This is a genomic window from Gemella haemolysans (assembly GCF_012273215.1).
In the GTDB taxonomy this organism is placed as follows: Bacteria; Bacillota; Bacilli; order Staphylococcales; family Gemellaceae; genus Gemella; species Gemella haemolysans_A.
In genome coordinates this window covers 980,103-1,000,864 of sequence record NZ_CP050965.1, presented here as the reverse complement: position 1 = coordinate 1,000,864, position 20,762 = coordinate 980,103, and the positions used below count along the sequence as shown (strand labels likewise).

Below are 20,762 nucleotides of genomic sequence, written 5' to 3'. Positions count from 1 at the left end.
TAGAAAAGTAAGGAGGGTACAATGATAAAGTTAAATCCATTAACGCTGGTAATATTAAACATTTTATTTCCAGTAGTTATCTTTTTAGGGAAAGGTATAATTTATGAAACTATTTGTCTATTGATTGCAATTGTAGTTTTATCTATATACAAACGCTATTTACAAATATTAAAATTTATAATTTGGTATATATCTTTTTCAATACTAGCATATTCAATATCAATTAGTAATATAATTTGGATTGCAGATTTATTTGGAACATTAGTTTACATTATCCTCAGAATGACACCGGTTATGATGATTGCTTATATTTTAGTAAAAGACATAAAAAGTAATGAATTATTATCTGCATTTGAACAAATTCATTTACCCAAAAAAATTATGTTAAGTATTACAGTAGCTTTAAGATTTTTCCCAACATATAAATTGGAAATTAGAATGATTAGAGAGTCATTAAAGATGAGAAATATTAATTTAAAAATTACAGAACCTCTAAAATTTTTAGAGTATTGGCTAGTTCCAGTTTTAATGAGGATGAATCTTATTGCCGAAGAAATGACAGCAACAGCTATGACAAAAGGGGTAGAGTCACCAATGAGAAGGACATCATTTTATAATGTGAGAATGAGAATAATTGATTATATTTTCTTAATTATTGTCTTTATAATTTTTGTATTTCTATTAATAGGGGGCATTAAATAATGTTAGAATTTAGAAATGTGTCTTTTACTTATAAGAATTCAGAAGAGAAGGTGTTAAATAATGTGAGTTTTAAAATTAATGAGGGTGAGTGTGTTTTATTAACAGGAATATCTGGAAGTGGGAAGTCAACTATTGTTCATTTAATGAATGGGCTTATACCAGCATTATATGAAGGAGAATTAACTGGGAAAATATATTATAATAACACTTCTTTAGAAAGTATAAAAACATATGATATAGCAAAAGATATTGGTTATGTTAGCCAAGATCCAAGAGGACATTTTTTTACTACAAACACAACGAGTGAACTTGTATTTGCTATGGAAAATTTTGGAATTTCTCTAGATGAAATGAAAAAAAGGTATAATGCAGTTGTTGAATTATTAGAACTGGAAGAAATTGTTGATAAGAATATTTTGTATATTTCTAGTGGGGAGCGTCAAAAAATAGCGATTGGGTGTAGTTTAACATTAATACCGAGAGTAATAATATTAGATGAACCATCATCTAACTTAGATTTTCGCATGACAAAGAAATTAACAATATTAATTGAAAAACTGAAAAATAAAGGTTATACAATAATTATTGCAGAGCATAGAATACATTATATTCAAAAATTAATAGATAAGGTTTTAATTGTAAATAAAGGTATGATTAAGGAAATAACAGTTGATGATTTGAAAATCACCACTGATTTTCCTTTAAGAACTCTAGATGTATTTAATTTACAGCTAGAAAATATTAGCTCAAAAAATAATGACTTACTACTGCAGATTGATAATGTAAGTTATGGAGATATATTAATGCAAATTTCAACACCTATAAATAAAGGTGATGTGATCGGTTTGATTGGAAGAAATGGTGCAGGGAAAACAACATTATTAAGGATGCTTACCAATATAATAAATCCAACTAAAGGAAAAATTTTAGGAAATGTTAAACCCTTTTTAGTGATGCAAGATATGGATTATCAATTTTTTACAGAATCAGTTTTAAGTGAAATACGTTTTGGAAACGAAGGAGTTGAGGATGATAAAATTAATAATCTATTAGAAGAATTGGGATTAAATAAATTTAAAGATAAAATTCCTTTTGAATTGTCAGGAGGGCAAAAACAAAGGTTACTCATTTCTATAGCTGCAATATCTAATGTAAATTTATTGATGTTTGATGAACCAACAAGTGGTCTAGATTATATAAATATGGAAAAGGTTAGTAGTGTGTTAAAAAATATATCCAAAAAAAATGCTCTAATAATAGCTACACATGATATAGAGTTTTTATATAAAACATGCAATAGAATAATATACTTAGATAATAAGACGATAAAAAAAGATTTTTATTTAGATAATGAAAGTAAATCAGAAGTTCAGAATATTTTTATAAATATGGAGGGATAAAAAATGAAATTAAAAACAAAAGATTATATTTTTTTAGGAATGGCAACAGTATTGTCATTAGTAGTTTACATGATAGCAATGGTTATCTCAAGCTTCTTGGGTGCATTTGGTCATAGCATATCACCTGGGATATGGGGGTTATTAGCAGGAATAATCTTTGTATATATATGCTATAATTACAAAAAGTTTGGTATATTTACTGTTTTTATAATTATACATATGATTATATTTTCAATAATGGGAGGAGCGTATTTACCATGGTGGATCTCTTCGATTACTGGTGCCTTTTTAGCAGATTTTGTATTAAAAACATTTGGTTATAATAATGTTATTTCTCAATGTGCAGCATTAAGTTTGATAAACATAGGAAGTGCATGTGGCGCATGGATACCGATAATATTTTTTGCTGATTCATACAGAAGTGATTGGATAGCAAGAGGTCAATCAGCTGAAGCAATGGATACCTCAATAAAATATGGTTCAGGACCATGGTTAATCTTAGGTATAGTATGTATAATAACGTTAAGTTGTATAGGAGTATTGATTGCAAGAAAAATTTTGAAAAAATATCAAAAATAATAATTTTTCACTTGACAAGAAAATACTAAAGGTGTAAAATAATTAACAATAAAACAAAACCTTAGAAAAGAATAGTAATTTGGTAAAAAATTTTTAGCGAGCTAACGTTGATGTGAGGTTAGTAATTTTTCTAGATGAACGCACTTTTTAGGCAATTATTAAATAATTGGTAACTCTGCCTTAAAGAGATTGAGTGGGTATATTAAATACCAAGAAAAGTGGCAACGCGGAAATGATTTCGTCTTTTTATAGTTTCTTAGGAAATTATAAAAAGACTTTTTTATTTATCTTCGTACCATAATACTGACCATGGACTGTATTTTCTTAGTATTCGTATACCAAAAAGAGTGGCACCGCGAAAATTCGTCTCTTTGTAGCTAGATAACTGGCTACAAAGAGATTTTTTATTTATAATTAGTTCTTTTCTAAAAAATATAATATAATAAAGAAAAAGGAGACAAGACAATGAAAAAATTATTATTATTCATTACATCAATCATAACAGTCGTAACATTAACAGCATGCTCAAGCAGCAGTACAAAAAATAAATTACAAGAAGTTAAAGAAAAAAATAAAATAGTACTAGGAGTATCACCTGACTATCCACCATATGAATTTCTAACAACAGAAAATGGAAATAAAAAAGTAGTAGGTGCTGATATTTACTTAGCAGAACAAGTTTCTAAAAAATTAGGTGTTCAAGTTGAAATTCAACAAATGGCTTTCGATTCATTAATCGCTGCTTTAAATGCAAACAAAGTTGATATGGTAATTTCAGGTGTTAACCCAACCGAGGAAAGAAAAAAAGCAGTTGATTTCTCAGAAGTTTACTACACAAGTAAAGGTATTTTCGTGGTAAATAAAGACAGTGAAGAAATAAAATCTGTAGCTGATCTTAAAAACAAAAAAATCGGTGTTCAAAAAGGTTCAACATATGAAACATATGCTAAAGAACAATTAAAAATGGATGATAAAAATATCCAAGCTTTAACTGATGTACCAAGTTTACTTCAAGATCTTAAAAACAAAAAAATTGATGCAGTATTAATTCCAGATGATGTAGCGAAAATCGCAATGAATAAATATACAGATATCAAAATTAGTACATTTACTGCAGATAACGATCCTGAAGCAACAGGTATGGCAATAGCATTCAAAAAAGGAAAAAATGATAGTAATAAAGAATTATTAGAACAAGTAAATGCAGTAATTAAAGAAATTCAAGATCAAAAAGCATTTGAAAAAGAACTTGATAAATATGCTAAAATTGCTGCACAAAGCGAATAAGAGAGAGGTATAAAATAGAATGTTTGATTTTCTTCCAAATTATTACATAACGTATTTAGAAGCTACGGTAACAACTTTAAAAATTTCACTTATAGCTTTACTAGTAGGATTAATACTTGGTATTGTAATATGTTTAGCAAAAATTAGTACGTTTAAAGTACTTAATATAATAGCAGCAATTTATGTAGAAGTTATTAGAAATACTCCAATTTTAGTGCAAATTATGATTATCTACTTTGCATTACCGGAAATTGGGATTTCATTTACACCATTTATGTCAGCGATAATTGCTCTTTCAATTAACTCAGGAGCATATGTTAGTGAAATATTCCGTTCTGGAATCTTAGCAATTGATAAAGGTCAAATGGAAGCAGGTCGTTCATTAGGACTTAGTTATTTCCAAACTATGAAATTAATTATTTTGCCACAGGCTTTAAAAAATAGTTTACCAGCCTTAGGTAATGAGTTTATTTCATTAGTAAAAGAATCTTCAATAGTTTACTTTGTAGGGGTAGCGGATATCATGTTTACAGCAAACACTGTAAAAAATGCAACTTATCAAACATTTGGACCGTACTTAGTAGCTGCTGCAATATATTTTATTATTACATCAATATTATCATTATTAGTAAAACGTTTAGAGAAAAAATTAACGAAGTAGGTGAAAAAATTGTTATTACAAATAAAAGATTTACATAAAAAATTCGGAAAATTAGAAGTATTAAAAGGTGTAAATATCAACGTTGAAAAAGGGGAGAAAATTGTAATTCTAGGTTCAAGTGGGAGTGGAAAAAGTACAGCATTACGTTGTGTAAACTTATTAGAAACTCCAACGAGTGGACAAATTTTATACGATGGTGAAGATATCACTAAACAAAATATTAATAAATATAGAAAAAAAGTAGGAATGGTATTCCAAAACTTTAACCTATTCCCAAATATGAGTGTACTTGAAAACATTACACTTGCTCCAAAAACATTCGGTGATGACACTGCTGAAAATATTGAGAAAAAAGCAATTGAGTTATTAAAAAGAGTTGGTTTAGAAGATAAAAAAGATGTTTATCCAAATAGCCTTTCGGGTGGACAAAAACAACGTGTTGCAATTGCACGTGCCTTAGCTAACTCACCAGAAGTGTTACTATTTGATGAACCAACAAGTGCGTTAGATCCAGAAATGGTAAAAGAAGTACTTGATGTTATTAAGGAGTTATCAGAAGAAGGATTAACTATGTTAATAGTTACTCATGAGATGAACTTCGCAAAAGAAGTTGCTGATAAAGTAATATTTATGGATGGAGGAGTAGTTTTAGAAGAAGGAACTCCATCAGAAATATTTGATAATCCAAAAGAAGAAAGAACGAAAGAATTCTTCTCGAAAATATTATAATATAGAAAATATCACTAAGAGATTAAGAGTATTTCTTAGTGATATTTTTATATGTTAAATTAGAAAAGGTTAGTATTCAACTCTATGATAACGTTTTATTTTATGTTAACTCTATGATATAATACCTATATATAGTTATTCTAAATTATTAAGGATAATTATTTTAAAGGAGGAGAAATTATGACTGTGTTAGAAAGTTTTGCAAGCTGGAGCTTAATTCCTATATTCCTTATATTTTTTAATGTAAAAGTACCGGGGGAAAACATTTTAAAATATGTACAGTATCATTAATATTTGTAATTTTTCTGAGATTTTTCTTTTTAGATTATCAAGATTTCCCAATTACAAAGATGATATATCTATTTTTAATGCTATATACCCTACAGTTATTATTAGAATGGGATAAATTATTGAAATTAATGGGAGTTATACCTGAAAATGAAGAATAAAAAAATAGTTCTTTAAACAAAATGCTGTTTCTTTAAGTATTATGTTTAAAGAATTTTATTTATTTAAACTCGAATCATTAATAGATTTAAAAAAGTTAATGTTCGTATTTATTTAAATATATTTATGTAAACAAATTGATTTTATGTTTTAGAAATATTTATTCCGTTAATTAAAACGATTAAAATATAAAATTAACTATAGAATATGAACTTTATATCAAAAAAACTCTTGACTTTTATTTTTAAAACATATATTATTATTTATGTGCTTCGGCATTAATAAAAACTAAGGAGAATTTTCTAAATATGTTAGAACGTCTTTTTAAATTAAGAGAAAATAATACGAATGCTAGAACAGAAGTTGTATCTGGTTTAATAACATTTTTCTCTATGAGTTATATTTTAGTAGTAAATCCAGCTGTTTTATCAGCAGCAGGTATTCCATTAGATAGAGTATTTACAGCTACTATCATTGCAATTTTAGTAGGTACTCTGATTATGGCATTAGCAGCGAACTATCCTATAGTAGTAGCACCAGGTATGGGAATAAACTCATATTTTGCAACATTAGCAGCTACATCAGGATATAATTATAAAACATTATTAGCAACATGTTTTATGGGAGCTGTAATTTTTGTAATTTTATCAGCAACTAAGTTTCGTGAGAGTTTAATTGATTCTATTCCGAATAATTTAAAATACGGTATTTCAGCTGCGATTGGTCTATTTATCGCGTTTTTAGGACTGAAAAACTCAGCTTTAATTGTTGCAAATCCACATACAATCCTTTCACTAGGTGATTTAAAAAATCCAGTGGCTTACATGACAATTTTAGGTATCTTTATTATTTTAGTGCTTTTAGCTCTAGAGATTAAAGGAGCAATATTTATTGGTATGGCAATTATTGCTATTATTTCTTACTTTACAGGAATGTTAAAAGTAGAAAAAGTGTTTGGTATTCCTCACATGGATTTAAGCCTTCTATATAATCCAGCTACTGAAAGTATTAATGCTTTACAATTAGGATTATATGGAATAGTATTTACATTCCTAATGGTTACACTATTTGATACTACAGGAACAATGGTAGCAGTAACTACTCAAGCAGGATTAGTAAAAAATGGAAGAATGGAAAGAGCAAAAGAAGCATTATTAGCTGATTCATTCGCGACATTAGCTGCATCGTTATTTGGTAGTACACCAACATCAGCTTATATTGAATCATCAGCAGGGGTAGCAAATGGAGGTCGTACAGGTCTTACTGCATTATCTACTAGTTTCTTTGTAGTAATATCAATTTTCTTATTCCCGCTTGCAAGTAGTTTAGCAGCAGTTCCAGCGATTACTTCTCCAGCGTTAATTATCATTGGATCATTTATGATGGAAAGTATTGCGAAGATAGAATGGAATGATATAACAGAAGCATTCCCAGCATTTGTTACAATTATTGGTATTCCTTTAACTGGATCTATTAATGATGGTATCGCATTTGGATTTATATTCTATGTAGTATTAAAACTATCTAAAAAACAATGGAAAGATATTCACCCATTAATGTATCTTTTTGCAGTATTATTTGTTATCCAACTTCTTTGGTTACATATATAATAAAAAAACGGATTTGAAATTTAATTTCAAATCCGTTTTCAAATTTATACGCATTATTATCTGAAAACGCTATATTATTATTTAAAAAGTATTTGCCTTTTTTAAAAAGGTATAGTATTATAATAATACTATTATAAATTAAGAAAGGAGAATATTTTATATGAAAAAAGGTTTATTAACCGGATTGTTATTATTTGGTATCTTTTTTGGTGCTGGAAACTTAATCTTTCCACCAACACTTGGAGTAAGTGCAGGAGGAAACTTTTGGCCAGCAATTTTAGGATTTGTTGTATCTGGAGTAGGTATCGCTATCGTTACACTTATCGTAGGTGCACTTAATCCGAATGGTTATGGAGTAGAAATGGATGAAAAAATTTCTCCACTATTCTCAACAACATACTTAGTTTTACTTTATTTATCAATTGGACCTCTTTTTGCGATTCCAAGAACAGCAGCTACTGCATTTGATATTGGAGTAGCGCCAGTTGTAGCTGAAAGTAAGTTACCATGGTTATTAATTTTTACGGTAATTTATTTCTTATGTGCGTTTTTATTAGCAGTAAACCCAACTAAGATTTTAAATAGTGTAGGGAAAGTTTTAACACCTATCTTTGCTTTATTAATTGTAGTTTTAGTAATTCTTGGTGTATCTAAATTTAATTCAACAGGAGAAGCAGCTAAAACATATGCAACTAGTGGATTAGCATTCGGTACTGGATTTATCGAAGGTTATAATACTCTTGACGCTCTAGCTTCAGTAGCGTTCTGTATCATTGCGATGAGTGCATTAAAACAATTAGGATTTAAAGATAAAAAAGAATTTTTATCTAGTGTATGGATCGCTGGTATTGCAACAGGAATTGGATTTAGTATTCTATATGTTGGACTTGGATTATTAGGTAATAGATTTGCAGTACCTGCAGAAGTATTAGCTAATGCTAAAGTTAACAAAGGGGCATACGTGCTATCTGAATCAGCTCGTTTAATTTTTGGAACATACGGAAGTGTCTTCTTAGGAATTATGGTAATTCTTACATGTTTCACTACAACAGTAGGATTAATCGTTGCGACTTCAGAATTCTTTAACGAAAAATTTCCACAACTTTCATACAAAGTTTATGCTGTTATTTTCACAATTGTAGGTTTTGCAATTGCAAATGTAGGATTACAAAGTGTTATTCAATTCTCAGTACCAATGCTATTATTCTTATACCCAATTACAATAGCTTTAGTATTAATCGTTATTGTTAACAAATACGTTGCACTATCAAAATTAGGAATGCAACTAACTATGGCAATAGTGACATTAATCTCTATTGTTTCTGTAATTGGAAGTCAATTAAAAGTTGCTTCATTCAGTAACTTAATCGCAAAACTGCCTTTAGCAGCACAAAGTTTAGAGTGGTTAGTACCTGCATTAATTTGTTTAGTAATTGCAGCGGTATTACCAAATAGACAAAAAGGTAAAGTTTACGACTTTAGTGAACTGTAATTTTATGAATATTAAAAGCATTAGCTCGAAATCAAGAGCTAATGCTTTATTTTTATATAAGTTTGTTTACTTCTTCTAGTAAGAACATCTTCACATTTAATGATGAAGTGAATTTCTCAAGATTAATAATTTTATTTTTATTAATATTATCCGATACTTTATAAGCACGGATAAGTTGATTTTTTGGTGTATTTTCTGCTGAAATAAACTCGACTATATCAGATTTATATCCAAATGCTTCTAGAACTTCACTTCGTACTGAATCAGTAAGAAGTGTAGAGAATTTTTCTTTAATAATTCCATGTTTTAGCATGAATGGAAGGAAATCAGAGTTAAGTTGTCCTTTAACTTCCTTTTGACAACATGGTACAGCGAAGAATACTTTCGCCTTCCAACCCAAAGCTTTTAGTATAGCTATATCAGTTGCAGTATTACATGCATGCAGACTAATAACCATATCTATCTCATCTTTATTTTCGTAATCAATAACATCACCGTAAATGAAACTAAGATTTTTGAAATTAAGTTTCTCAGCGATATTATTACAGTGTTCAATGACCTCTTTCTTTAGATCTATTCCAATGATTTTAACATTCATTTTTAAAACTTCAGTTAAATAGTAATAGGTAGAAAAAGTTAAGTAACTCTTACCACTACCAAAATCTAAGATTGTGATCTGTTTATTAGAATCTAATTGAGTAGTAGCTTGTTTAATAAATTCAAGGTATTTGTTTATTTGTTTAAATTTATTGTATTTACTTTTAACAACTTTACCATCTTTATTTTGTATACCTAGTTCGATTAAAAAGTCATATTTTTGTTTTTCATCTAGGAAGTATTCTTTTTTCTTATTGTGATCGAATGAGACAGCTTTTGCAGTCGTTTTATTTCTATTCACACTAACTTTGAACTTTTTAGATACTTTAATATTTATATTTTCATCAACAGTAACTATATTTATGTCTTTTGCTAATTCGAAAAGTCCAATAATGACTTTTTCGATACTTTCAGAATCAGTGGTAACAAGGTTCGTATGTTTTATTATTCTTTTATAACGATATTCTAATTGTAGATTAATACAGTTTTTAATATTAACTAATTTACCAATGACTTTATCAAGTTCTAATTCTTTATTGCGAATATTTGAAAAAGTGATTTTATTAATATTGTTATTAGCTATATGACCTAATATTTCGGAAATAATTTCGTGTTCCATTGTTGCTCCTTAAAGTTTCTTTAATAATGATTTCTTATATATATTACACTAGATTTTATTAATTATCAACATAACTGAAATATAAAGTCAATTGTCGACAGAAATTCGTTAAATAATAAAGAAAAAAGATTATCAATATTACTAGTGAAAATAAAATAATTACCGTTGTTGGTTGAGTATTACTAGTATGCGTGGTATAATTTAGTAGTTAGAAAATAAGAAAAAGGTAGATAGTATGAATATTTTAGATATTATTGATAATATAAAAATAAAAACTATTTATGGAAAATTACCAGATAGTGTTAACAGCATTTCTCAAGATTCACGAAAAATTGGAAAAGGGGATGTATTTGTCGCTATTAAAGGTTATACTGTAGATGGTCACAACTTTATAGAAAAAGTTATTGAACAAGGGGCGGCTTTAGTAATAGCTAGTCGTTATGAAAATTATAATGTAGAAAATTGTGCTGTTCTTGTTGTTAGAGAGCATGAAATTGAAAAAATTGCTAGTATGATAGCTAAAAAGATTAATGAAGGTGCTGATATTCACACAGTTGCAGTAACAGGAACAAACGGTAAGACGAGTATTTCTACATTAGTTCATAATATGCTACGAAATCTAGGAGAAAGTAGTGCTTATATTGGAACTAATGGTTTTGGTAAAAATGATGATGAACCGATTTATTTTGGTAATACAACTCCTGATGTAGTAACATTACATAATCAAATCGGAGAGTTACGCCATGAAAATATCAAGAATCTTGCATTCGAAGCATCATCGCATGCAATGGCTTTAGGGCGTATTTATAATGTAGATATCGACGTAGCAATATTTACGAACTTAACACACGAACACCTAGATTTTCATGGGGATATGCAAACTTATGCCTATGATAAGAGTTTACTATTCTCAACATTAGGAAATAACCTATCAGAAGCGAAGTTTGGTGTGTTGAACAAAGATGATAGTTATTATAAAATTATTTCTAAATGCTTATATCAACAAGAAATTAATTATTCTATCAAAGATGAAACTGCTGATTTTTATGCATATAATATTAAACAATTTAAAGAAGATAAAATCTATAAAACAAGTTTCACACTAAAATCTCCAGAAGGTACTTTTGAATGTACTACTAATTATATCGGAGACTTTATGGTAAGTAATGTTCTTGCTGCACTTAGTGCTGTTTGGGTAAAAGGATATAGTGTAGAGCAATTAGTTAATATATTACCGAAACTAGGAGCTTTATACGGTCGTATGGAAATTTTAGGTGATGATTTACCGATAGATATAATTAGTGACTTTGCTCACACTCCAGATGGATATGAAAAATTATTAGAAGCAACTCGTGAAATAAGAAAAGGAAAACGTACCCTTCTGGTAACAGGAATGGGTGGTGGACGAGATATTTCAAAAGGACCATTAATTGGAGAAATTATCTCAGAAGCGGATTATGTTGTTATTACTACAGATAGCCCACGCGATGAAGATGTAGAAGTTCTTATGGGGTCAATTGAAAAAGGTATGACTCATAAAAATTATGAAAAAGTATGGTTCAGAACAGATGCGGTTAAACGTATAATTGAATTATCAAAACCGGGAGACGTAGTAATCTTAGCCTCAAAAGGGCGTGAAGATTATGAGATTCTTCAAGGTGGTAAAAAAGTTTGGCATTCAGATCCAATCGTTGCTGTAGAAGAAGCGAAAAAGAAATTTAATATAAAATAAAAAATTGAAAGGAAAATAACGTGGTAGAAAAAATTAGAGAACAAGTAGAAAAAAGAAGAACGTTTGCCATTATCTCTCACCCCGATGCTGGTAAAACTACATTAACAGAAAAATTACTTTTATTCGGTGGAGCAATTCGTGAAGCAGGGACGGTAAAAGGTAAGAAAACAGGAAAATATGCAAAAAGTGACTGGATGGATATAGAGAAGCAACGTGGTATCTCTGTAACATCTTCAGTAATGCAACTTGACTATGATAACAAAATTATCAATATCCTAGATACTCCAGGTCACGAAGATTTCTCAGAAGATACATATCGTACACTTATGGCTGTTGACAGTGCAGTGATGGTAATCGATGGAGCAAAAGGTATTGAAGCACAGACATTAAAACTTTTTAAAGTTTGTCGTATGCGTGGAATTCCAATTTTCACATTCATCAACAAAGTTGACCGTGAAATTAAAGATCCACTAGAATTATTAGCTGAGATTGAAGATAAATTAGAAATTGAAACATATCCGATGAACCTGCCAGTAGGTATGGGACAAAACTTCTTCGGAATTATGGATAGAAAAAATCATTTTATCGAACCATTCAATGAAGATAGTGATTTTGTAGAGTTAGATGAAGAGTATAATATCGTTGATGATAATCCACTTGCTCAAGATACTATGTATCAAAAATGTGTAGAAGATATGATTCTTATTACTGAAGCGGGTGTTGATTATGATTATGAAAAACAACTAAAAGGAGAACAAACTCCAGTATTCTTCGGATCAGCATTATCATCATTTGGAGTGGAAAGTTTCTTAAACTACTATGTAGATAATGCACCAACACCAAAAGGTCGTCGTGGAGTAAATGAAGAAGATATTCAACCAACAGGAGAAGACTTCTCAGGATTCATCTTTAAAATCCAAGCAAATATGGACCCTAAACACCGTGATAGAATCGCATTCTTACGTGTATGTTCAGGTGAGTTTAATCGTGGTATGGATGTAAACTTAGCAAGAACAGGGAAAAAATTAAAAATTTCACGTTCAACTAATTTCATGGCAGATGATAAAGCTACAGTTGATGTAGCTTATGCGGGAGATATTATTGGTCTTTACGATAGCGGTAACTATCAAATCGGAGACACACTATATCAAAATAAAAAAGTTGAATTTGAAGCACTTCCTTCATTTACACCAGAAATTTTCGTAAAAGTTTCAGCTAAAAACGTACTGAAACAAAAACACTTCCACAAAGGTGTAGAGCAACTAGTACAAGAAGGAGCTATTCAATATTATAAAACATTACATACGAATCAAATTATCTTAGGAGCAGTAGGTCAACTACAATTTGAAGTGTTTGAACACCGTATGAAAAATGAATACAACACAGAAGTAATAATGGAACGTATCGGACAAAAAACTACTCGTTGGATTGAAAATGAAGATTCAATCAATGAGAACATGTCAAGTTCAAGAAGTATTTTAGTTAAAGACTTATATGATAACTACGTATTCTTATTCGAAAATGACTTCGCGATGAACTGGTTCAGCGATAAATACCCAGAAGTTAAGCTTTTCAGTAAACTGTAGGTTAAATAAAATAAGTTGTGTATAAATTAGAAATTTCAAATTTATTTAAAACTAGTTAATTTTATTGACAGTTAAAAGATTAATTGATATACTGAGAATATAAAGAAGGTGTCTCACTGCCTATATACCAAAGGTGAAAGTTTAAAGACAGAAGAGAGGTTGAAAAACCTCTCTTTTTAGCATTTAGTCAAAGAAAAATGGTATAAAATTGAATTACTAAAAAATTCATAAGTCAATTCTAACTTGAATTAGAAATTAACATGTAAAAATTTGAAAAAAACTGATTATAGGTATATAATTAAGTGTTGGCAAAATTTTAATATAAAGAGGATAGCATGAAAAATTTAATAAAGAAAATGCTGGATCTTTACAAAGAACCTAAATACAAGAGTATAGTGAATTACATATTCTTTGGAGTTTGTACGACACTTGTAAATGTAGGTACATATTTTATTTTGTATTACTATGGGATGGAAGTTAGACCAGCAAATTTAATATCTATAACATTATCTATTTTATTCGCATATTTTGTTAATGCTAAATACGTATTTAACTCTAAGGCTGCTGGATTTAAGAAAGTTCTTTATGAACTTACAAAATTTTTCACAGCTAGATTATCTACACTTGTTATAGAAGTATTCGGAGTAGAATTATTCATTTACTTAGGAATGAATGCATATTTAAGTAAATTTATTATTCAATTCGTAGTACTTGTTGCTAATTATGTAATTAGTAAATTTTTAGTTTTCACAAAGGAGAAAAATAACTAATGAAATGGTTTATTACTGATATGGATGGAACGTTCTTGAATGATAAAAAAGAAGTTGCACCTAATGCGAAAGATGTGATTGTCAAACTGCAAGATAAAGGAAGTAAATTCATAATTGCCACAGGAAGACCTGATATTGCTGTAAAACATTATTATCACAACTTAGGGATGAACGATGTAGTTATTTCTAACAATGGAAGTTTAATTAGAAATCTATTAACGGGTGAAATAGTATATCAAAAAAGCTTTAAAACGGAAGAAATAGAAAAAATATACAGTATGTTTAAAGAATTAAACGATGATGAGATAGAATTTCATGTTTATACGTTAAACTATATATACTGTACACATTTATCATTTAGCATGGCACGTATGAAACGTATAGAAGCGGATATGCCTGAGGAATTAAAAACACCTATGTATATTCACGAAGACATCATTGGGGAACTTAAGAAAAACAATGAAGATTGCCAAAAAATTATGATGATTGCGAAAGATCATGATAAAGTGGTGAATTTCTATAACAAGGTTAGTGAAGTGTTAGAAGTTGATGGAACATTTTCAGCGACTAATTTCTTTGATATCATGCCGAAAGGATGTAACAAAGGTACTGCAATTGAAAAATTAGCCGAGTATTACAAATCTCCAATCGAAGATTGTGTGGTATTTGGTGATAATTTTAATGACAAAGAAATGTTCGATGTAGCAGGATGGAGCGTTTGTCCAAATAATGCAAAAGATGAGATTCAAAATATGTGCGATGAAGTTATCGGAAATAATAATGATTTTTCTGTCATTAAATATGTAGAGGATTATTATAAAAAAATTAAATAAATACTTGATAAGTTAGCGAAAATTTGATAAATTAGAAGGTAGCGTATTAATTACCTATATAGCGATTTACATATAAATAATTTTATATTTGATTACTATAAATTGTACAATGAAAAATAAAATAAAGGAGAACTTTCATGAGAGGAAGAAAAAATGAGAAGAAAAAGTTCAGTAGAATACTTGCCTTCTTGTCATTAGTAGTTATTATCCTTACTTCAATAGGGTTAACTTCAAAATCTAATGCAGAAAAAGTAAATCTTGGACTGGATCTTCAAGGAGGATTTGAGGTGCTATACCAAGTAGAACCTCTTAAAGAAGGTCAAACTATAGATGAAGCGGCTGTAAAAGCAACTGCGGACACTATTAGTAGACGTATTAACATTCTTGGGGTAAGTGAGCCGGTTATTACTGTTGAATCAGGAAATAGAATTCGTGTTGAGCTTGCAGGTGTAAAAGATCAAGAATCAGCTCGTAAAGTATTATCAACACAAGCGAACCTTACTATTCGTGATATTGAAGATAAAGTTCTTTTAGATGGATCTGATTTACAAGAAAATGGAGCTTCTCAAGGATTTGATCAAAACAATAAGCCAGATGTTAACTTGAAGTTAAAAGATGCTGATAAATTCGGTAATATTACTTCAGAAATCAGTAAACGTGGTCAAGGGAAAAACTTAATGGTTATTTGGATGGATTTCAATGAAGGAGACTCATTCAAAGCTGAAGCTGCTAAAGAGAAACCTAAATATGTTTCTGCACCACAAGTAGCACAAACTATTAACTCTAAAGATGTTCAAATCACTGGTAACTTTACTGTAAAAGAAGCTAAAGAAATGGCAGCTTTATTAAACTCAGGTGCTTTACCAGTTAAATTAACAGAAATTTACTCTAACTCAGTAGGTGCTCAATTCGGTGCCGATGCGCTAAATCAAACAGTATATGCAGGGGCTATCGCATTAGCTATTATCTGTTTATTCATGTTAGTTATTTATCGTGTACCTGGATTTGTAGCGAGTGTGATGATGGTTGCATACGTGTATATCACAGTAGTGTTCTTCAACATGATTTCAGGGGTGCTAACACTTCCTGGTATCGCAGCCTTAATTCTTGGGGTTGGTATGGCGGTCGATGCCAATATTATCATGTATGAAAGAATTAAAGAAGAAGTACGTGCTGGATATCCATTGAAAAAAGCATACTTAGACGGTGCTAAACAATCATTATGGACAATCTTTGACTCGCAATTTACGACAGTTATCGCTGCAGTAGTACTATTCATCTTTGGTACAAGTAGTGTTAAAGGTTTCGCGACAATGTTATTACTATCAATTCTTGTCAGCTTTATAACTGCGGTATTTGGTACTAGATTATTACTAAGTTTATTAGTAAACTCTAACATCTTTAATAATCACCCAGGGTACTTCGGTGTAAGTAAGAAGAGTATTCATGAAACTAAGTTTGGTATTAACTCACTTAACTTAAGTACAAAATTTGAATGGTTAAGCTTTACTAAGCACATGAAGAAATTCTTCGCTTTAAGTATTGCAATTATGATTGCAGGATCTATTTCTCTAGGAATGAATAAACTTAACCTAGGAATTGACTTCTCTAGTGGTACTCGTATAGACGTAGCTGCTAACACTGAATTATCAGTAGATAAAGTTCAAGAAGATTTAAACAATCTAAAAGTAAAAGATGAAAAAATAGTTTTATCACCAGATAAAAAACAAGCGACAATTCACTCTAAAGAGAGTTTTGGACAAGAAAAATCAATCGAAATAAAAGAATACTTTGCTAAAAAATATGAAAAAGATGCTAACCTAAGTGTTGTATCTCCAGTAATAGGTAAAGAATTAGCTAAAAACGCATTATTCGCATTAATGTATGCATCAATAGGTATCATTATCTATGTAGCATTTAGATTCGAATGGCGTATGGGACTTACAAGTGTTATCGCCTTACTACACGACGTATGTATAATTATCTTCATAACAAGTTTATTAAGACTAGAAGTAGATATTACATTCATCGCAGCGGTATTAACGATTGTAGGTTACTCAATCAACGATACTATCGTTACATTTGACCGTATTCGTGAACATATGCATCATGAAAAAGTATTGAAATCAAAAGAACAAATTTATAAACTTGTAGACGTATCTTTAAGACAAACGTTAACTCGTTCTATCAATACGGTATTAACAGTTATAATTACGGTAGTAGTTATGTTATTACTAGGAAGTAGTTCAATTTATACGTTTAACGTAGCATTACTTATCGGATTAGTCTTTGGTTTATATTCATCACTATTTATCGCAGCTCAATTATGGGCAGTATTAAAAGTACGTGAGTTAAACAAAAAAGGAAAAATCGAAATAAGTGTACGTCAATCTCCAAAAGAGAGAAAAGAAAACGATAAAGTTTTAGTATAGAAATTTTAGACTCAAAATTAAGGAAACTTAGTTTTGGGTCTTATTTTTTTTTTTTTTTAGTTTCATAATTATTTCATATTAAGTTTGTATACTAATTATAGAAAGTAATAGTGTTGGTTACTTTCTAAGGTTGATAAAAATTGTTTTTTCCTATCAGAATAAAATTAAATATTAAGCAAAGACTAATTGATGAAAATTAAATAATAACGAAACAAAGCAGGATATACAATATCCTTTCAACCTGGTTTTCTTAAAGAGAGAGATTTTAGAAATTATAGAATACTCTCTCTCTTTCTTTATTTTTTTGAGACAGATAATATTTAAAATTTAAAAATTAACATTAAAATAATGAGTATGAATGTAAATATAATGCTGAAAATTTGATTATAATTATTTAGTAGAAAAATCAATATATTACATTAGGTAAATAAATTAGTACTAATGTATTTGGTTTTATATTTCATATACAATTCATATTTATTTCATATTGATAGTGTATGCTTGTTTGTGAAATGAAAATAAAATCATTTTACCGTATATATTTTTCATGTATATAGAATATTTTAAAGAGAAAGTAACAGTAGTTAAACCTACATGTTTTCTTTCTCATTTTGTAGTTAAGGAGGTATCTAATGATTAAATAACAACTGTTTGTTATTATAAATATAAAAGATAAATTAAGTAGTTTAATAGAGGAGTAAATAAAGTAGCTGATTAGATAGGGGAAACATAAAAATTAGGAGGTATTTTAATTGAGTAGAATACGAAATATACTACTAACAAGCTTAGTATGTATTTTTACACTAACATTTCTAGTAGCGAATAAATCATTTGCTGTAGAGAACACAGGATCACAAGGTGAGTATAAATATGAAATTTATGATAATGGAAGTACACTTGAAGGAGGTAGCCACAAATTAGAGATAGCTGAACTAGGGGGAACAGGGAGAGTTTATCAAGGGTATTGTTTTCAATTAACGAAACATTTTCCACCAACAAAGCTATCATCAAAGAAATTATATAAAAAGTTACAGAGTAGTGATGAAGAAACGTTAAAACAATATGCATCGAAATATGAACACAATAAACCAGAATTAACAAATTTGAGAAAACAAATAGCTAAAGTAGTAACTGAAGGATACCCAATTAATAAAAATGGTTATTTAAATGAATTGTCAGAACAAGAAAAAATTGAAGTTACACAAGATGCGGTGTGGTATTTTACAGAAGCAACTGCTCCAGTAGATAAAAATTATTCTGGAAAAAATGCAATTGCTATGAAAACTGCATACTTAAAATTAATTGATAATAAAGATTTAGATAAGTATACAAATACTAAATTTAATATATTTGTACCACAAGATGAGAGTTATCAAGCTGTAATTAGCGTAGAGCCAGTAGTAGAAAATATTCCAGCGACACCTTTAAAACCAATTTTAAAAAAAAATATTAGTGCAAAGAAAATTTGGATAGATGCACCAGATGAGAAACCTATTATATATTTAAAGTTATTTAGACATATAGAGGATGGAACTGAAGAAGCTGTAAATGAAGCGGAGTTAAAAAAAGTTGATAGTAAAAAGGATAAAGAGACAACAGTTATATGGGAAATGTTACCTGCAACTAACTCAAAGGGAGAGAAATTTATATATTCAGTAAAAGAAGTAGATGAGACCGGAGAATCATTACAATTAAAAGATTATGTAAAAAAAGAAAATGAATTAACTGTTACAAATACTTATATAAAACCATCAATTAATTATAATAATGTAGAGATATCAACAGGAGGAGATTTTATTGAATTTATTGAAGATACAGCAACTGAACATATTACTGGAGAAAATCCAAAGAAACAAGAAGAGGGAGAAGATAGTAGAACGATAGAAGAAACAACAGAGAATAATTATGTTGAATTTGGTGAAGATACAGCAACTGAATATATTACTGGAGAAAATCTAAAGAAACAAGAAGAGGGAGAAGATAGTAGAACGATAGAAGAAACAACAGAGAATAATTATGTTGAATTTGGTGAAGATACTATGCCAAAAGAAGAGAGTGGATCAAATAGATCAAATGTTGTGGAAGAAATAGAAGAGCATAACTTATTTGAGTTTACTGAAAATACTAATACAGAGAAAATAGGAGGAGAAAATACAGGGAATCAAATAGAAATAGAAGAGTCTCCTCAAACGAAAGAATTTACAGGTCAAAATAAACATAAGAAATATAATAATTTAAAAGAAAAGTCAAAAGAAAATTCGAAAGAAACTATAAAAGAAAAGGGATCCTTGCCTAATACTGGAAGTGAGACGTCTACATATAAATGTGCTATAGCTATTATAATTGTTTTAGTTAGTTTATTAGTTTTCAGAAAAAATATTACGAGAAATATTTTTAGAAAGTAAAACATAAAATATTATAGAATAATTAACATTTAGATGATTTAATGAAATATTTATTGGATAAATGACTTGTAGTTTAATTCATGTTATTATATATATGGAACTGATTATTAGAATATTAAGTATCTGACTATACATTATATACAAGATTAATTTACTTTTTTAACGTACATTTATTTATAAAATGAGACTTTATGTTATGTCTATAAAAACTATTGAATGGAGAATTTAAATGAATATACTAATTGTAGATGATGAAAAAATAATATTAGAAGGTATATCAGAGTATTTAGGTACCCAAGGATATCATATTTTTAAAGCTGAAGATGGAGAAAAAGCGTTACGTGTTTTTCGAGATAATTCAGTAGACCTTGTGATACTAGATATAATGTTACCAGGAAAAACAGGTTTTGAAGTTTTAGGAGAAATAAGAAAAACAAGTAATGTACCAATTATATTATTAAGTGCATTGAATGATGAACAAACACAATTATCAGGCTTTGCATTAACTGCGGATGATTATGTTATCAAGCCATTTTCATTGCCTTTGTTAGCCAGTAGAATCAAAGTATTATTAAATAGACATTACGGTGAACATGAAATTTGGACATATAAAGATGCGATTATTGATTTTTCTAGTTATACAGCAACTTTCGAAGGGAATTCGGTAGATGTGAAACCTAAAGAAATTGATATACTGAAATTACTTTTGCGAAATCAAAACCGAGTCTTAAGTAGAGGACAGATAATAGAACAGTTGTGGAATAGTCTGGAAGAGCCTCCATTAGACAGGGTAATAGATGTATATGTTAAAAATTTAAGAAAGAAATTAGGTCTTGACTGTATAGTCACAGTAAAAAATGTGGGGTATAAATTAATTTGAC

General features: G+C 29.2%; 16 protein-coding genes and 1 other annotated feature. Of the genes, 15 read left to right on the top strand and 1 reads right to left on the bottom strand.

Annotated elements, in window-relative coordinates:
* Nucleotides 1-21 precede the first annotated feature (21 nt).
* The 8 genes from FOC48_RS04705 to brnQ all read left to right on the top strand — a co-directional run bounded on the left by FOC48_RS04705 (nt 22) and on the right by brnQ (nt 8,907).
* Complete coding sequence (locus FOC48_RS04705) at nt 22-702, top strand: energy-coupling factor transporter transmembrane component T (protein WP_003145796.1); 681 nt, start codon at nt 22-24, stop codon at nt 700-702.
* Nucleotides 702-2,102, top strand: a complete 1,401-nt coding sequence (locus tag FOC48_RS04700) for an ABC transporter ATP-binding protein (RefSeq protein ID WP_003145797.1) — start codon at nt 702-704, stop codon at nt 2,100-2,102. Before FOC48_RS04705 ends, FOC48_RS04700 begins: the two co-directional genes overlap by 1 nt.
* Before the next feature lie 3 nt (nt 2,103-2,105).
* Complete coding sequence (locus tag FOC48_RS04695; protein ID WP_003145799.1) at nt 2,106-2,681, top strand: MptD family putative ECF transporter S component; 576 nt, start codon at nt 2,106-2,108, stop codon at nt 2,679-2,681.
* A 53-nt stretch (nt 2,682-2,734) separates the two neighbouring features.
* Nucleotides 2,735-2,930: a binding site (T-box leader), on the top strand.
* A 216-nt stretch (nt 2,931-3,146) separates the two neighbouring features.
* Nucleotides 3,147-3,968, top strand: a complete 822-nt coding sequence (locus FOC48_RS04690; protein ID WP_003145801.1) for a transporter substrate-binding domain-containing protein — start codon at nt 3,147-3,149, stop codon at nt 3,966-3,968.
* Between the two features lie 19 nt (nt 3,969-3,987).
* The gene (locus FOC48_RS04685) at nt 3,988-4,629 is read left to right on the top strand and encodes an amino acid ABC transporter permease (protein ID WP_003145802.1); all 642 of its coding nucleotides are present in this window, start codon (nt 3,988-3,990) and stop codon (nt 4,627-4,629) included.
* A 9-nt stretch (nt 4,630-4,638) separates the two neighbouring features.
* The gene (locus FOC48_RS04680) at nt 4,639-5,358 is read left to right on the top strand and encodes an amino acid ABC transporter ATP-binding protein (RefSeq protein ID WP_003145803.1); all 720 of its coding nucleotides are present in this window, start codon (nt 4,639-4,641) and stop codon (nt 5,356-5,358) included.
* 755 nt (nt 5,359-6,113) lie between these two features.
* On the top strand, nt 6,114-7,415 hold the full coding sequence (locus tag FOC48_RS04675) for an NCS2 family permease (protein WP_003145806.1): 1,302 nt from the start codon (nt 6,114-6,116) through the stop codon (nt 7,413-7,415).
* Nucleotides 7,416-7,575: 160 nt separating this feature from the next.
* Entirely contained in the window at nt 7,576-8,907 is a 1,332-nt protein-coding gene (gene brnQ / locus FOC48_RS04670) for a branched-chain amino acid transport system II carrier protein (protein WP_003145807.1), read from the top strand.
* 52 nt (nt 8,908-8,959) lie between these two features.
* Here the strand turns inward: brnQ and FOC48_RS04665 are convergent, their stop codons facing one another.
* On the bottom strand, nt 8,960-10,123 hold the full coding sequence (locus FOC48_RS04665) for a class I SAM-dependent methyltransferase (protein ID WP_003145809.1): 1,164 nt from the start codon (nt 10,121-10,123) through the stop codon (nt 8,960-8,962).
* Nucleotides 10,124-10,358: 235 nt separating this feature from the next.
* Between FOC48_RS04665 and FOC48_RS04660 the strand changes: the two genes are divergently transcribed.
* From FOC48_RS04660 to FOC48_RS04630, 7 genes are all read left to right on the top strand, one after another.
* Nucleotides 10,359-11,855: a UDP-N-acetylmuramoyl-L-alanyl-D-glutamate--2,6-diaminopimelate ligase gene (locus tag FOC48_RS04660; protein WP_003145810.1), complete on the top strand. Its 1,497-nt coding sequence runs from the start codon at nt 10,359-10,361 to the stop codon at nt 11,853-11,855.
* 20 nt (nt 11,856-11,875) lie between these two features.
* Nucleotides 11,876-13,441, top strand: coding sequence for a peptide chain release factor 3 (locus FOC48_RS04655; protein WP_003145811.1), 1,566 nt, complete (start codon nt 11,876-11,878; stop codon nt 13,439-13,441).
* A 335-nt stretch (nt 13,442-13,776) separates the two neighbouring features.
* Nucleotides 13,777-14,211, top strand: a complete 435-nt coding sequence (locus tag FOC48_RS04650) for a GtrA family protein (RefSeq protein WP_003145812.1) — start codon at nt 13,777-13,779, stop codon at nt 14,209-14,211.
* Nucleotides 14,211-15,044 carry a Cof-type HAD-IIB family hydrolase gene (locus FOC48_RS04645; protein WP_003145813.1) on the top strand — a complete coding sequence of 278 codons (834 nt, stop codon included), beginning with the start codon at nt 14,211-14,213 and terminating at the stop codon, nt 15,042-15,044. The genes FOC48_RS04650 and FOC48_RS04645 overlap by 1 nt, the downstream gene beginning before the upstream one ends.
* A gap of 137 nt (nt 15,045-15,181) precedes the next feature.
* Nucleotides 15,182-17,476, top strand: a complete 2,295-nt coding sequence (gene secD / locus FOC48_RS04640; protein WP_003145814.1) for a protein translocase subunit SecD — start codon at nt 15,182-15,184, stop codon at nt 17,474-17,476.
* 752 nt (nt 17,477-18,228) lie between these two features.
* Entirely contained in the window at nt 18,229-19,881 is a 1,653-nt protein-coding gene (locus FOC48_RS04635; RefSeq protein WP_172497876.1) for a thioester-forming surface-anchored protein, read from the top strand.
* A gap of 229 nt (nt 19,882-20,110) precedes the next feature.
* Nucleotides 20,111-20,761 carry a response regulator transcription factor gene (locus FOC48_RS04630; protein WP_003145817.1) on the top strand — a complete coding sequence of 217 codons (651 nt, stop codon included), beginning with the start codon at nt 20,111-20,113 and terminating at the stop codon, nt 20,759-20,761.
* The last annotated feature ends 1 nt before the right edge of the window (nt 20,762 follow it).